The 13744-nt window shown below is 67.2% G+C and carries 14 protein-coding genes and 1 pseudogene; 1 reads left to right on the top strand and 14 read right to left on the bottom strand.

The annotated features are described in order from the left end of the window. Both QZH52_RS38140 and QZH52_RS38135 read right to left on the bottom strand, forming a co-directional pair. The coding region (locus QZH52_RS38140) for an alpha/beta fold hydrolase (protein ID WP_301812050.1) at nucleotides 1-110 on the bottom strand (110 nt) is incomplete at its 3' end. A 218-nt stretch (nucleotides 111-328) separates the two neighbouring features. After that, entirely contained in the window at nucleotides 329-1312 is a 984-nt protein-coding gene (locus tag QZH52_RS38135) for a helix-turn-helix domain-containing protein (RefSeq protein WP_301816468.1), read from the bottom strand. A gap of 258 nt (nucleotides 1313-1570) precedes the next feature. Between QZH52_RS38135 and QZH52_RS38130 the strand changes: the two genes are divergently transcribed. Then, nucleotides 1571-2275, top strand: coding sequence for a YoaK family protein (locus QZH52_RS38130; RefSeq protein ID WP_301816469.1), 705 nt, complete (start codon nucleotides 1571-1573; stop codon nucleotides 2273-2275). Between the two features lie 13 nt (nucleotides 2276-2288). On the opposite strand, the gene QZH52_RS38125 is transcribed toward QZH52_RS38130, so the two are convergent. The 12 genes and pseudogenes from QZH52_RS38125 to QZH52_RS38070 all read right to left on the bottom strand — a co-directional run. Next, complete coding sequence (locus QZH52_RS38125; RefSeq protein ID WP_301816467.1) at nucleotides 2289-2903, bottom strand: antibiotic biosynthesis monooxygenase; 615 nt, start codon at nucleotides 2901-2903, stop codon at nucleotides 2289-2291. Between the two features lie 12 nt (nucleotides 2904-2915). After that, complete coding sequence (locus QZH52_RS38120) at nucleotides 2916-3224, bottom strand: GNAT family N-acetyltransferase (RefSeq protein ID WP_301816466.1); 309 nt, start codon at nucleotides 3222-3224, stop codon at nucleotides 2916-2918. Then, nucleotides 3221-3649, bottom strand: a complete 429-nt coding sequence (locus tag QZH52_RS38115; RefSeq protein WP_301816465.1) for a hypothetical protein — start codon at nucleotides 3647-3649, stop codon at nucleotides 3221-3223. The genes QZH52_RS38120 and QZH52_RS38115 overlap by 4 nt, the downstream gene beginning before the upstream one ends. A 122-nt stretch (nucleotides 3650-3771) precedes the next feature. Beyond that, nucleotides 3772-4629, bottom strand: a complete 858-nt coding sequence (aroE, locus tag QZH52_RS38110; protein WP_301816464.1) for a shikimate dehydrogenase — start codon at nucleotides 4627-4629, stop codon at nucleotides 3772-3774. Next, a complete protein-coding gene (gene zwf / locus QZH52_RS38105) occupies nucleotides 4629-6092 on the bottom strand; it encodes a glucose-6-phosphate dehydrogenase (RefSeq protein ID WP_301816463.1) in 1464 nt (487 codons plus the stop codon). The genes aroE and zwf overlap by 1 nt, the downstream gene beginning before the upstream one ends. 54 nt (nucleotides 6093-6146) lie before the next feature. Further along, entirely contained in the window at nucleotides 6147-6776 is a 630-nt protein-coding gene (locus QZH52_RS38100) for a bifunctional 4-hydroxy-2-oxoglutarate aldolase/2-dehydro-3-deoxy-phosphogluconate aldolase (protein ID WP_301816462.1), read from the bottom strand. Further along, nucleotides 6773-8674: a phosphogluconate dehydratase gene (edd, locus tag QZH52_RS38095; protein WP_301816461.1), complete on the bottom strand. Its 1902-nt coding sequence runs from the start codon at nucleotides 8672-8674 to the stop codon at nucleotides 6773-6775. Before edd ends, QZH52_RS38100 begins: the two co-directional genes overlap by 4 nt. A 9-nt stretch (nucleotides 8675-8683) precedes the next feature. Next, the gene (gene pyk / locus QZH52_RS38090) at nucleotides 8684-10099 is read right to left on the bottom strand and encodes a pyruvate kinase (protein ID WP_301816460.1); all 1416 of its coding nucleotides are present in this window, start codon (nucleotides 10097-10099) and stop codon (nucleotides 8684-8686) included. A gap of 11 nt (nucleotides 10100-10110) precedes the next feature. Next, a complete protein-coding gene (locus QZH52_RS38085; RefSeq protein WP_301816459.1) occupies nucleotides 10111-11748 on the bottom strand; it encodes an NADP-dependent glyceraldehyde-3-phosphate dehydrogenase in 1638 nt (545 codons plus the stop codon). Nucleotides 11749-11796: 48 nt separating this feature from the next. Then, nucleotides 11797-13020: an ROK family transcriptional regulator gene (locus QZH52_RS38080; protein WP_301816458.1), complete on the bottom strand. Its 1224-nt coding sequence runs from the start codon at nucleotides 13018-13020 to the stop codon at nucleotides 11797-11799. Beyond that, nucleotides 13017-13472, bottom strand: coding sequence for an RbsD/FucU family protein (locus tag QZH52_RS38075; RefSeq protein ID WP_301816457.1), 456 nt, complete (start codon nucleotides 13470-13472; stop codon nucleotides 13017-13019). Before QZH52_RS38075 ends, QZH52_RS38080 begins: the two co-directional genes overlap by 4 nt. 10 nt (nucleotides 13473-13482) lie before the next feature. Further along, nucleotides 13483-13744: pseudogene (locus QZH52_RS38070) on the bottom strand (sugar ABC transporter ATP-binding protein); the annotation flags it as partial.

Here is a 13744-nt window from a genome sequence, read left to right as displayed (position 1 = left end):
TCGTCGCTGGAAAGCGGCCAACCGTGATGAAACATGATCGGCTGGCCGTCCTTGGGGCCCCAATCCTTGTAGAAGATCTCTACGCCGTCCTTGGTCTTGATCGTGCTCATGTGCTGATGGCCTTTCTGAGAGTGCGCTGCTGCGCGGTGCTTGGTTGAGTCGGTTGCATGGGCTGCGATCGGGCTGTGCCGAACTGTGAAGGGAAGCGTAGCGCAGGTATTGCACGATTGCCGTGCGAATTGAACATTTATGCGCGGCGCCGATCGACGTGGCACGGCCGACCCGCCGCCATGCCGTGCCATGACCACCCGCCGGCGAGCGCCCCGGCTCAGCTGCCGACCCTCACTCCTCGGCGCCAACTGCCAGGTGGCGTGCCCATGCTACGGGCGAAGACGCGCGTGAAGTGACTCTGGTCGGCAAAGCCGCACGCTGCGGCGATGTCAGCGAGCGGGTACTCGAAGTCCATGAGGAGCGCGCGTGCACGCTCCAGCCGTTGGGCGATCAGCCACTGATGTGGGGTCAGGCCCGTGGTCTCTCGGAAGGCGTGGATGAAGTAGCTGCGCGAAAGGTTGCAGGCGCCCGCGATCTCGGTGATCGAAATGCTGCCGTCGAACTTGCTTCGCAGCATCTCCTTCGCCCGCGCCTCCTGCGAACGCGAAAGGAGCCGATTCCTCCTCGCGTCCGCCATGGGCGCGCCACCGTACTTCTCGAGGAGGTAGGTTCCCATCGCTACGCTCATCTGGTCGACGAACAGCATGCTGGCCTCGGCAGGACGGTCGAGCGCCGGCGTCAGTGCCAAGGCGAGATTACCGAGCACCTCGTCCTTGACACCGGTGACGCATTCAAGCCCGCTGACACGGGCGCCGTCCCTGTCCTCGATCGCGCGCTCGATCGCGGCATGCGAGATCTCGAGCAGCACGAAGTCGAAGGAGGACTTCATGTCGGCGCGATAGCGATCGCAGAAGTCACGGATGTAGATGGCGCCTCTGTCGAACTCATGGAATGACGCATGGTGCTCATGAAGAATCCGCCTCCGGTGGCCGTCGCGCAGCGAAATTCCGACGAGCACGCCACGTCCGGTGGCCGGTGTTTCCACGTAGTCGAGCCGCGTGCCTTCGGTCGTCTTGCGGTAGACCCTGACGCCGCCGGCCGAGAGTTCCTGGTCCTTGCGGAGTTGCGTGGACGTGCAACCCAGCGTGTCCTTCGGACCGACCGAAAGATCGGGCCCCGACGATGAGGGTTTGGGTGCCTGGGGAGAGCGTCCTCTCGTCTCGAAAGAGCGGGTTTCAGCGTGCATGGCCTGACAGAGCAAGAGTGGAAGACAGAAGGCCGTATTGGCCGCCCGGCGCCGGGAGTCCAGGGATCAGCACAAAATGTACCAGTGACTTTCGCGTTCATGCCATCGCTCCGCGTCGGCGGAGCCTCGCTCGCCCGTCAGGCACGAGAAGCGGACCAGGGCCAGCGCCCCCATGTTCAAGGCGGCAGTCAACCCGACAAGACGGCGCCCGCGCCGAAGGCGCACCATGGCGCCCTGCGCACAAAAGCGCTCCCCCACCCACGAGGCCTTCCCATGAAACCGTCCCTTCCTTTGCTCATGAGCCTCAACGGGGGCTTCGTGGATACCGCCGGCTTCCTGGCGCTCCAAGGCCTGTTCACCGCCCATGTCACCGGAAACTTCGTGACCTTCGGCGCGGCGCTGGTGCACGGCACCTCGGGGGCATTGACCAAGCTCCTCGCATTGCCGGTGTTCTGCGCCGTCGTCATGCTGACGCGATGGCTAAGCTACGCCCTGCCCGGCTTCGGCCTGCCGGTGTTGCGAACGATGCTGGTCCTCAAGACGCTTCTGCTCGCCGCGGGCGCCGCCCTCGCCGTCCGTTTCGGTCCTTTCAGCGACGGCGACAGCGGGGTCGCGATGCTGACGGGGATGACGCTGGTGTCGGCGATGGCCATCCAGAACGCCGCACACCGCATTCATCTGGCGAGCGCTCCGCCGACCACGCTCATGACCGGCACGACCACGCAGGTCATGATCGACCTCGCCGATCTGCTTCGAGGCCTGCCACCGGAAGACGCCCTGACCGCACGCGCCCGCCTGCGGCGCATGTCGAGCAGCGTCGCGGTCTTCGCGGCAGGCTGTGCGGCTGCTGCGCTCAGCTTCACATTGATGAACATCTGGTGCTTCGTGATTCCGCCGGTGCTGGCCGCCTGCGCCGTCGTTCTTCAACACAGCACGCGCGAGGGCGAAGCCGCAGGACCGGTCGTCGTTGGCCGCTGAGGGTCAAGGCGCACTATTTGTAGAGCCATCGGGACATCAGCCGCGTGTACCGCGGCATGATGACGTACACCATCAAGGCAACGATTGCGGCCGATGCGATGAAGTGCTCGGTGAAATAGTTCGGTGTCGGAAGCACGCGGCCGAACAGGTTGCGCAACACGGCCGGCACCAGCATGGTCAACGGATAGATCACCGACAGGGTCAACAGGAATTGCTTGTAACGCTTGGCCGGCCTCTGGCCCGCCGTCGGCCTGAACCAGAACTCCAGGCCACTGCGCGTTTCCACGTTTTCGTCGGCGTCCAGAAATTCGGCAACCTCGTCGATCAGCTGCCGGCGCGCTTCGGACCCGAACCAGTCTTGCGCATGCGCCAGCGAATCGAAACGGATGGTGATGGTGTATTGCAGAGTGCCTGCTGGCGGATGGATGACATTGACGCCGCGATGCCCAGGGAATCGGGCCGCGATCGGCATCACCTTTCTCAGCCATTGCTCGTATCGCTCGATGGCCTCCGGCTTGACGGTCTGCTGGATCACTGCGGTGACGGTGTCCGGCCGCGGCGGCTCGCGACCGATGATCTCGTCCAGCGTCGCAGTCCGCAATTCGGGGTGACGATCCTCCGCGGCCATGGACGGCTCCCTTCAAACGCCGAGCAGGGCACGGCCCTCATCGGCCAGCAGGTCATGGGTCTCGGGATGGCTCCGCATGTAGGCGGCAAAGACGGGGCACTGTGGAATGACCCGCAGACCGCGCTCGCGTGCGGAAGCCAAGCCGGCCAGCACCAGCTGCGTCGCGATGCCCTGGCCGCGCAGCGCATCGGGGACGATGGTATGGAGGAAAGTGATGGCCTTGTCCGTCAATGCGTAGACGGCCACCGCAACTTCGCCCAGGGACTCGGCTTCGAAACGATGCCTGGAAGGATTGTCGCGGACGGAAATGGAAGATGTCATGGTTGCTCAGTGCAGATGTGATCGTCGACGAGACCGCTCGGGGTCCGGAGTGGTCGCCCGTAGGCGCGGCCGCCGTAACTCTCTGACGAGAGGCTCGCGATCTCGGCGGCGACCGACGGCTGCAAGACCTGGCAGCGCACCTCGCCACGGGAGACGGTTGAATGAAAATACTTCAACGGGTTGAAGCTGAGCAACCAGAATCGCGCAGCAGGATCCGAGCGTGATGCGGACCAGGCTTCTTCCACTTGGGCGCGGGTCAACAGCGAGCGCCAGCTCGCAGCAGATTCGTCGATCGTCGGATCGTCAGCGTGCGCAGCCGGAATTCCGGCCGCAAGGACCAGCATCGATGCGAGGGTCCGTACAGCGCTCGCCCGCAGAACGCGAAACGGCCTGGATGCTCGCTGCGAAGCTTCATTGAAGCTCATGCGCGTCCTTCGAATCTGAAGAGAAGACGGTGTATCGTCGTTTGGACGCGGATGGAAGTCTTGTCGATTAGCGAGGCTGTTTGGACATTTGGCATCCCCATGGGCCACGGATGTCCCCTGACTCAGGGACTGAACAGCCCCTCCAGCGTCGCCCGCATCACGGCAGCGTCGGCCGTACATCCCGTCCAGAGCGCGATGCTGATCAACCCCTGGTTCACCAGCATTCCCAACCCATCGAGCGTGACACAGCCGCGCTGTGTCGCCGCTTGGATGAGCCCCGTGCGCGGCGGATTCGGAATGACGTCGGCCACCACCATGCCGGGGTGCAAGCTGTCGGTGTCGAGATCGGGCATCGCGCTGACGTTCGGGAACAGTCCGACCGAAGTCGCATTGACCACGATGTCGGTCTGCCTGTCCACTCGGTGATGCGGTGACCAGGGTACGGCGCTCGCCTGCGTGCCGGTGCGCTGGGCGATCAGCTCGGCCAGTTCGCGCGCCGGTGCGGCACGCCTGTTGACGATCGTGATGTGACCCGCGCCAGCCAGCGCGAGTTCGACCGCGATGGCACGCGCTGCGCCGCCCGCACCGAACAACGTGACCCGGCTGCCGCTCGGTTCGGCCACCGTGCGCAGTGAATCCAGGAAGCCCTGGCCATCGGTGTTCTCGCCCACCAGGCGGCCATCTCGCAGCACCACGCAATTGACGGCGCCGATCAGGGCCGCCGAAGGTGCCAGGGCATCCAGATGCGCGATTACCGCGAGCTTGTGCGGAATCGAGCAATTGAACCCGGCCCATCCCATGGCACGCGCACCTCGCACGGCGTCGCCCAACATGGCGGCAGGCACGTCGCAGTTGATATAGCGGGCATCGAGCCCCAGCGCGCGGTATGCCGCCTCGATCATCGCCACCGTCGGATTCTCGTCGGCCGGTGACGCGAGGGATCCGGTCAACAGGCTCAGGAAATGGTGTTCGGTGCGCACTACGACTCCTCCCGCCATGAAGCGCCGTCGCGTCCGACCAGCGCGCTGGAAGCGGCCGGTCCCCACGATCCAGCGCTGTAGGGACGGGGTGCCTCGCCCGCGTTGCGCCAGCCGTTCAGGATCGGCTCGCACCAGCGCCAGGCGGCGTCGAGTTCGTCGCGGCGCATGAACAGCGTCAGGTTGCCCCGGATCGCGTCCAGCAGCAGGCGCTCGTAGGCTTCCATCGGACGCTGCTTGAACTGCTCGGCGAAGTCCAGGTTCAGGCCGACCGGCCTGAGGTTCATGGTGTCGCCGGGCACCTTGGCCATCATGAACAGCTTGAGACTCTCTTCCGGCTGCAACTGGATGACCAGGCGATTGCCCGCCGATTCAGCGCCGTTGGACGGAAAGATCGAATGCGGCACCGAGCGGAAGTTGACCACGATCTCGGCCGAGCGCTCGGCCATGCGCTTGCCGGTCCGCAGGTAGAAAGGCACGCCCGACCAGCGCCAGCTCTCGAGCTCAGCGCGGATCGCCACGTAGGTCTCGGTGGACGTGTCGGGCGGAATGCCGGCTTCCTCCAGGTAGCCCGGCACGGGCTGGCCGTTGACGGTGCCGGCGCGGTACTGCCCGCGCACGGTGCGCGCGCCGACGTCGGCCTGCGTGAAGGGCGTCAGCGCCCGCAGCACCTTGAGTTTCTCGTCGCGCACCGCATCCGGATGGATGGAGGTCGGCGGCTCCATCGCGACGATGCACAGCAGTTGCAGCAGGTGGTTCTGCACCATGTCGCGCAGCGCGCCGGTGCGGTCGTAGAACTCGCCTCGGGTCTCGACCCCGACCTGCTCGGCGATCGTGATCTGCACGTTGCGAACCCAGGTCCGGTTCCACAGTGGCTCCAGCAGCGCATTGGCGAAGCGCAGCGCGAGCAGGTTCTGGACCGGCTCCTTGCCCAGGTAGTGATCGATGCGAAAGATCTGCGGCTCGGCGAACACGCTGCCCACATCCTCGTTGATCTTCTGCGCCGAGGCCAGGTCCCGTCCGAGGGGCTTCTCCAGCACGACGCGGGAGTTCGCATTGACCAACCCGGCCGCCGCCAGGTTCTTGCAGATCGGCGCGAAGAAGTCTGGCGCGGTAGACAGGAAGAAGACCCGGACCTCGGCCGGCGATTCCTTCATCAACTCCGCCAGCGCATTGAAATCCTCGGGCGTGTTCGCCTCGACCTTGGCGTAGTCGAGGCGTTCGGTGAAGGTTGCAAAGGTCGCTTCGTCCATGTCCGCGGCGGGCACGAAGCTGGCAAAGCTCGCCCTCACCTTCGCGATGAAGTCCGAGCGCCCGAGCTGTTCCCGCGCCAGGCCCAGGATCCGGCCATGCGGCGGCAGGTCGCCATCGCGATGGCGGAAGTACAGGGCCGGCAGCAGCTTGCGCATGGCAAGGTCGCCGGTGCCGCCGAACAGCAGCAGGTCGAATGAATTGACTTGAGGCATGGAAGAGTCCTGAGGTTGCATCGCAAGGAGGCGCGCGAAGTCGCCGGTCGGGGTTCAGGCGGTCTGGCCGAGACGCGCGGCGTCCTGTGCCAGCGCGGTGATCCGGCCCCAGTCGCGAGCGGCGACCGCGTCGCCCGGCGTCAGCCAGGAGCCACCGACGCAGACGACGTTGGGCAGGGCCAGGAAATCCGGCGCCGTGGCCGCACCGATACCGCCGGTCGGGCAAAAGCTCAGCTCGGGAAAGGGGCCGCCCAGGGCCTTGAGCATGCCCACGCCGCCAGCCTGCTGCGCCGGGAAGAGCTTGAGTTCGGTGAAGCCCGCCGCGCGCGCGGCGATCACGTCCGATGGCGTCATCACGCCGGGCAGCAAGGGCAGCGAACTGTCCCTGGACGCCGCAACCAGCTCCGGCGTCAGGCCGGGACTGACGCCGAACAAGGCGCCGGCCTTGACCGACGCGTCGAAGTCCTCCGGCCGCGTGATCGTGCCGACGCCGATGATCGCGCCTTCGACCTCGTTGGCGATGGCTTCGATCGCCTTCAGCGCCACCGGCGTGCGCAAGGTCAGCTCGAGGACCCGGACGCCGCCGGTCACCAGCGCGCGTGCCAAGGGCACCGCATCCTCCAGCCGATCGATGACGATGACCGGGATCACCGGCCCGCTGCGCATGATGCTCAGGATGTTCATTCCGCGGCTCCTTGTGCAAGTGCAAAGTGGTCGTGAACGGGCGCGACGTGCGCCGCGGCGGCCGACGTGCCGGGCTCGGCCGCGTGGAAGGTGATGGCGCCCTCCTCGGCACCCAGGGCGTTGGCGCGGAACACCGCGAACAGCTCGCGGCCCATGCCGTGGCGGGACTCGGCGAGATCGGCGACCGCCGGCTGGCGCGACTGCCACTCGGCAGCGGCGACGCGGACCTGGAGCACGCCGCGCTCGCCGTCCAGCACGATCGGGTCGCCGTCGCGCACCCGCGCGAGCGGCCCGCCCGCCAGGCACTCGGGCGTGACATGGATCGCCGCCGGCACCTTGCCCGAAGCGCCGGACATGCGCCCGTCGGTGACCAGCGCGACATGGAAGCCCTGGTCCTGCAGCACGCCCAGGATGGGCGTGAGCTTGTGCAGTTCGGGCATGCCATTGGCCCGCGGCCCCTGAAAGCGCACCACGGCGACGAAGTCGCGCTGAAGCTCGCCGCGATCGAAGGCGGCGATCACCGCCTCCTGGGTGTCGAACACGATCGCCGGCGCCTGCACCACGCGATGCTCGAGCTTGACTGCCGAGGTCTTGATGACGGCGCGGCCGAGGTTGCCGGTGAGCAGCTTCAGCCCGCCGTCGAGGCTGAAGGGTGCCGATGCCGGCGCCAGGATGGCGGCATCGGCGCTGGCGCGCGGCGTCTCGCGCCAGGCCAGCCGGCCGGCGGCGTCCAGGACCGGCTGCTGGCGGTAGCGGGCAAGGCCGGGCCCGGCCACCGTCAAGGTGTCGCCGTGCAGCAGTCCGGCATCCAGCAGTTCGCCGATCACGTAGCCCATGCCGCCGGCGGCGTGGAACTGGTTGACGTCGGCCTTGCCGTTCGGATAGACGCGGGCAAGCAGCGGCACCGCCTCGGACAGGTCGCGGAAGTCGTCCCAGTTGATGAGGATGCCGGCGGCGCGCGCGATCGCCACCAGATGGATCGTGTGATTGGTCGAGCCGCCCGTGGCCAGCAGGCCGACGATGGCGTTGGCGATCGCGCGCTCGTCGACCACCCGGCCGACCGGCGTGTACTCGGCGCCCTCGGCCGTGATCTCGACCGCCCGTTGCGCCGCCGCCGCGGTCAGCACGTCGCGCAGCGGCGTGCCCGGATTGACGAAAGCCGCGCCCGGCAGGTGCAGGCCCATCACTTCCATCAGCATCTGGTTGCTGTTGGCCGTGCCGTAGAAGGTGCAAGTGCCGGCGGCGTGGTAGGACTTCTCTTCGGATTCGAGCAAGGCGTCGCGGCCGACCTCCCCCTTGGCGTAGCGCTGCCGCACGCGCGCCTTCTCGTCGTTCGAGAGACCCGAAGGCATCGGCCCGCCGGGCACGAAGAGGGTCGGCAGATGGCCGAATTGCAGCGCGCCGATCAAGAGGCCGGGGACGATCTTGTCGCAGATGCCCAGGCACAGCGCGGCATCGAACATGTTGTGCGAGAGCGCCACCGCGGTGGCCATCGCGATCACGTCACGGCTGAAGAGCGACAGCTCCATGCCGGGCTCGCCCTGCGTGACGCCGTCGCACATCGCCGGCACGCCGCCGGCGAATTGCGCGGTGGCTCCCACCGCGCGCACCGCCTGCTTGATGAGGGCCGGGAAACGCTCGAAGGGCTGGTGCGCCGACAGCATGTCGTTGTAGGACGAGACGATCGCGATGTTGGGTTGGCGCAGCTCGCGCAGCATGATCTTGTCGCCGGCCGGCGCCGCTGCGAAGCCGTGGGCCAGGTTCGTGCAGCCGAGGGCCTGTCGGACCGGGCCCTTGGCGCGGGCATTTTCGAGCCGGGCAAGGTAAGCCGCGCGCGGATTCGCGCTGCGGTCGCGGATGCGGTCGGTGACCGCAGCAAGCACTGGATGAAGAGGCATGTCGGTTTCCTAGGTTCGGGTGATGTGCAGCAGATTGGTGGTGCCGGCCTTGCCGAAGGGCATGCCGGCCGCGATGACGACGAAATCGCCCGGCTTCGCATAGCCCTCCTTGCGCGCCACGGCGCAGGCGGTCTCCACCATCCCCGCTACATCGCTGACGTCGTGCGCCACATGCACCGAGTGCACGCCCCAGACCAGCGCCAGCCGCCGCGCGACGGGCAATTCGGGCGTGATGCTGAGCACCGGCACCACGGGGCGCTCGCGCGCCGCGCGCAGGCTGGTAGAGCCGGAGCGGGTGTAGGTGACCATCGCCGCCACCGGCACCAGGCTCGCCGTCTGCCGCAAGGACGCGCAGATCGCATCGGCGACGGTCGACGCGGGTGCGCTATGCGATGCATCGATCACCGTGCGGTAGTGCGGATCACGCTCGACCTCGGCAATGATGCGGTCCATCATCGCGACCGCCTCTCGCGGATACTGGCCCGAGGCCGATTCGGCTGACAGCATCACCGCGTCCGCGCCGTCGTAGATCGCGGTCGCGACATCGGAGGCCTCGGCGCGCGTGGGCACCGGCGCGCTGATCATCGACTCGAGCATCTGCGTGGCGACGATCACCGGCTTGCCAGCATCACGGCAGGACCGGACGATGCGCTTCTGGATGCGCGGCACCTGCTCGGCCGGCATCTCCACGCCGAGGTCGCCGCGCGCGACCATCACCGCATCGGACAGCGCGACGATGGCGTCGAGCCGCTCGATCGCCGCGGGCTTCTCCAGCTTGGCGAGCACCCCCGCGCGCCCCCGCACGATCTCGCGCAGCTCCTGCATGTCCTCGGGCCGCTGCACGAAAGACAGCGCGACCCAATCGATCCCGAGCTGCAGGCCGAAGTCGAGGTCGCTGCGGTCCTTGTCGGTCAAGGCCGAGATCGGCAAGAGGACTTCGGGCACATTGACGCCCTTGCGTTCCGACAGGGTGCCGCCCGCAACAACCCGGGTGTCGGCGAAGTCGGCGCCGCAGGCCTCGACGCGCAGGCGGATCTTGCCGTCGTCGAGCAGCAGATCGGTGCCGGGCTTGAGTGCTGCGAAGATTTCGGGATGCGGCAAGGGCGCGCGCGTGGCATCGCCCGGCGTGCGGTCGAGATCGAGCCGGAAGGCGCCGCCGGCGGCGAGCTTCACCGGGCCGGCGGCGAAAGTGCCGACGCGCAGCTTGGGCCCCTGCAAGTCGAGCAGGATGGCGATGGGCCGCCCCGTGTCCTGCTCGATGCGCCGGACGATGTCGTAGCGCGCGCGGTGCTGCTCATGGCTGCCGTGGCTGAAGTTGAAGCGGAACACGTCCGCACCGGCCTCGAAGAGCGCCCGGATGGTCTCCGCGTCGGAGCTGGCCGGCCCGAGGGTGGCGACGATCTTGGCGTGGCGGTGGCGATGCATGGTTCGCTCCCTCAAAGAATGAAGCCGGTGTTGATGAAGCTGGACTTGTGGTCCTCGACGATGGCGTTGAGCAGCCGCTTGCTCGGCTCGGTCTGCTTCGCGGCCACCATCGAGCGGATCGAGAAGGCCCGCAGCGCATCGGCCACCGACAGCGTGCCTTCGGCCGAATCCTTGCGGCCGGCGAAGGGAAAGACGTCGGGGCCGCGTTGGCACTGGCAGTTGATGTTGACGCGGCAGACCTGGTTGACCAGCGGGTCGACCAGTGCACCTATCTGGCCGGCATCCGAGCCGAAGATGCTGACCTGCTGGCCATGGTCCGAGGTGATGACGTAGTCGAGCGCGGTCTCGATGTCGTCGAAGGGCATCACCGGCACCAGCGGGCCGAACTGCTCCTCGCGGTAGAGCTTCATGCCTTCGCTCACCGGATACACCACGGCGGGGTAGAACAGCGTCTGGCAGAACTCGCCGCCGCCTTCGTTGACGATCCGCGCGCCCTTCTCCTTTGCGTCTTCCAGTGCCTCGGTCATGTAGGCCGTGCGGTGCAGGCCCGGCAGCGGCGTGATGCTGACTCCCGCCTCCCACGGCATTCCGATCTTGAGCTTGGCGAGCTCCTCGGTAAAGCGCTGCAGGAAGCGGTCGGCGATCGAACGGTGGACGATCAGCATCTTGAGCGCCGTGCAGCGCTGGCCGTTGAACGACAGCGCGCCGAGCAGGCACTCCTTGACCGTGAGTTCGATGTCGGCGTCGGGCAGGATGATCGCGGCGTTCTTGGCGTCGAGCCCGAGGATCGCCCGCAGGCGGTGCGACTTCGGATGCTGCTTCTTCAGGTGATCGGCCACCTTGCTCGAGCCGATGAGCGCCAGCACGTTGACCTTGCCGGAGGCCAGCAGGCGCGGCACCACGACCGCGCCGGGCGCGTAGATGGTGTTGATCACGCCCACGGGGAAGGCCGAGCGGAAGGCGTCCAGCAGCGGTTGGAACAGCAGCGTGCCGTATTGCGGCGGCTTGAACACCACGGTGTTTCCCATCAGCAGCGCCGGGATCAGGGTCGCGAAGGTCTCGTTCAACGGGTAGTTGTACGGGCCCATGCACAGCGCGACGCCCAGCGGCGTGCGCCGGATCTGTCCAATGGTTCCCTCGGCGACGACGAAGCGCGAGCTGGCGTTGTCCAGATCCTTCAGCGCCTCGATGGTGGCCTGGATGTACTCGACGGTGCGATCGAACTCCTTGCGCGAATCGGCCAGGCTCTTGCCGATCTCCCACATGATCAGTTTCACGATCAATTCGCGCTGCAGCGCCATGCGGCGGACGAACTCCTGCATGCAGGCGATGCGGTCGGCCACCCCCATGGTCGGCCATTCGCCGCGGCCGTTTGCGTAGGCGGCCACTGCGGCTTCGAGCGCGGCATCGCTCTCGGCCTCGCCCATCACCGGGTAGCTGCCGATCTCGACCTGGCGCACTTCGCCGGTGCTGGCGTCGCGCGTGCACACCGGCGACAGCACGGTCTTGCTCGGGCCGTTCCATTCGATCAGTCGACCGGCGACCAGGGAGTGGCGCTGGTGCACCTGTTCGGCCAGCCGATGTTCGGCCGGGATGTCTTCGAGCACGGGGAAGTGCTGCGCAAGCTGCGCGTTGCGGTCGGTGGTCATTGAATCTCCGAAGGGATGTGGAAGTCAGGTCGACTCAGCGAGGCTGCATCAACGGTCGAGTTTGAGGAACAGGTTGCGATCGGGGGCGAAGTTGGCGTAGAGCGGCAGCAGTGCGCCGCCGATCGCGCCCGCATCGGCGCCCATCGTCCCGGCCAGGACCTCGGGGCGGGAGACGCCCTCCCAGTTGCAGCGATCGAGTGCGACGCCGAGCTCCGCCTGCAAGGCTGCGAGCATCTCCCTGCTGAACGATCCGTCGATGACCACCCCCTCGAGGTCTAGCAGCGCGGCAGCGCCATTGATCGCCATCGCGAGCGCGGGGGTCGCCTGCGACATCCACTTGCGCGTCACAGGCAGCCAGGGAGAAGCGACCGCGCGCGCGTCCGCCAGGGCGCCGGCATCGAGCCCGGCCTGCGCGTACATCGACTCCAGCGTGAACAGCGACGCCACGTTGAGCAATTGGCGCGGCGGGCCGCCGCTGGCGTCGCCCGGGCCGAGCGGCATCGACCCGACAGCGCCCGCGTTGCCGGAACCTCCGCTGCGCAGGCGACTGTCGATCACCAGCCCGCCGCCGACGAATGTGTCGACGTAGATGTAGAGAAAGCTGCGGATGCTGCGTCCGCGCCCGGACACCAGTTCAGCCACGCAGGCCGCCGCCGTGTCCTTGACCAATTCGACGGGCAGCTTGGTCATGGCCGTCACCTGCGAGCGGATGTCGATCGCGTTCCACTTGCCGGCCTGCTCCGGCGCCACGCCGAGCAGCGATTGCCAGCCGCCGAGCGACAAGGGGGCGGCGACGCCGACGCCGTGCAGCAGTTGCGCGCGCTTGGGCCCGAGCGTCTTTCGCAGCGCCTGGACGCGGGTTCGGATCTCATCGAACAAGCTGTCGGGATCGGGGAACTGATAGTCGAGCACGAGGCGTTCGCGGACCTGCGCGGCGAAGTCGACCAGCAGCACATCGAGGCTGCGTCGTCCGATCTTGATGCCGATCGAATAGGCGCCGTCGGGGTTCAGCGCCATCGGTACCGAGGGCTGGCCGATCTTCCCACGCAAGGGTGCGTGCTTGAACACCAGCCCGTCGGCCTCGAGTCTCGCGATGATGAGCTGCACCGTCTGAGCGGTCAGGTTCGTCAGCCGTGCGATCTCGGCCTTCGGCAGCGCGCCGTGCAAGCGGATGGCTTGCAGCACCACGCGCTCGTTGAACTGGCGCGTGCCCAGGTTGTTGGAGCCCCGCGGCCGCAGCTTGGCAGCGGATTCTACGTCTGCCGTGCTCATGGCACCAGGTCGTGAGCGATCACGCCTTTCTTGAACAGGAAGTTGGCGAACGGTTGCATTTCCCCGGTTTGCACGATGGCGTAGGCGCGCGAGACGCGCTCGTAGAAGGCAAATCGTTCGATGGCCTCGCATTGCGCGCCGCCCGCATCGCCGCTGGCCTGAATTCGGGCGATCACGTCGCGCTGCAACGCGCTGCGATAGTCCTCGGGCTTGCCGCCGACCTGCATGTACGCGACCGGCTGCGCGACCGCCGCGTCCAGCGGCAGTACCGAAAGCACCGCCGCGCAGGCCTCGCGCATGCCCACGCCGGGCAGTCGCACGATCGGCTTGCCGCGGCCCAGCGACTCGGCCGTGAAGTTGGCGTCGGCCAGCACGATCTCGTCGCCGTGGCCCATCTCGGCAAGCGCCTTGAGAAGATCGGGGCTGAGGAGAGGATCTATGTTCTTCAGCATGGGCGATCCTTCACGCCAGGCATTCGGCGGGCAACTGCTCGGGCGGCAAGGCCCCGGTCATGACCGCGACCGTGTCGCTCATGCTGATCTTCTTCGGGTTCAGCACTGCGCCGCGCTTGCCCAGGCGGGCCACGTGGATACGGTCGGCGATCTCGAACACATGCGGCATGTTGTGGCTGATCAGCACCACCGGCAGGCCCTTGTCGCGCACCCGCCGGATCAGCTCGAGCACCATGTTGCCTTCCTTGACCCCGAGCGCCGCGGTCGGCTCG

The organism is Variovorax ginsengisoli (assembly GCF_030486595.1).
Lineage (GTDB): Bacteria > Pseudomonadota > Gammaproteobacteria > Burkholderiales > Burkholderiaceae_C > Variovorax > Variovorax ginsengisoli_B.
This window is presented reverse-complemented; position numbering and strand designations above follow the sequence as displayed.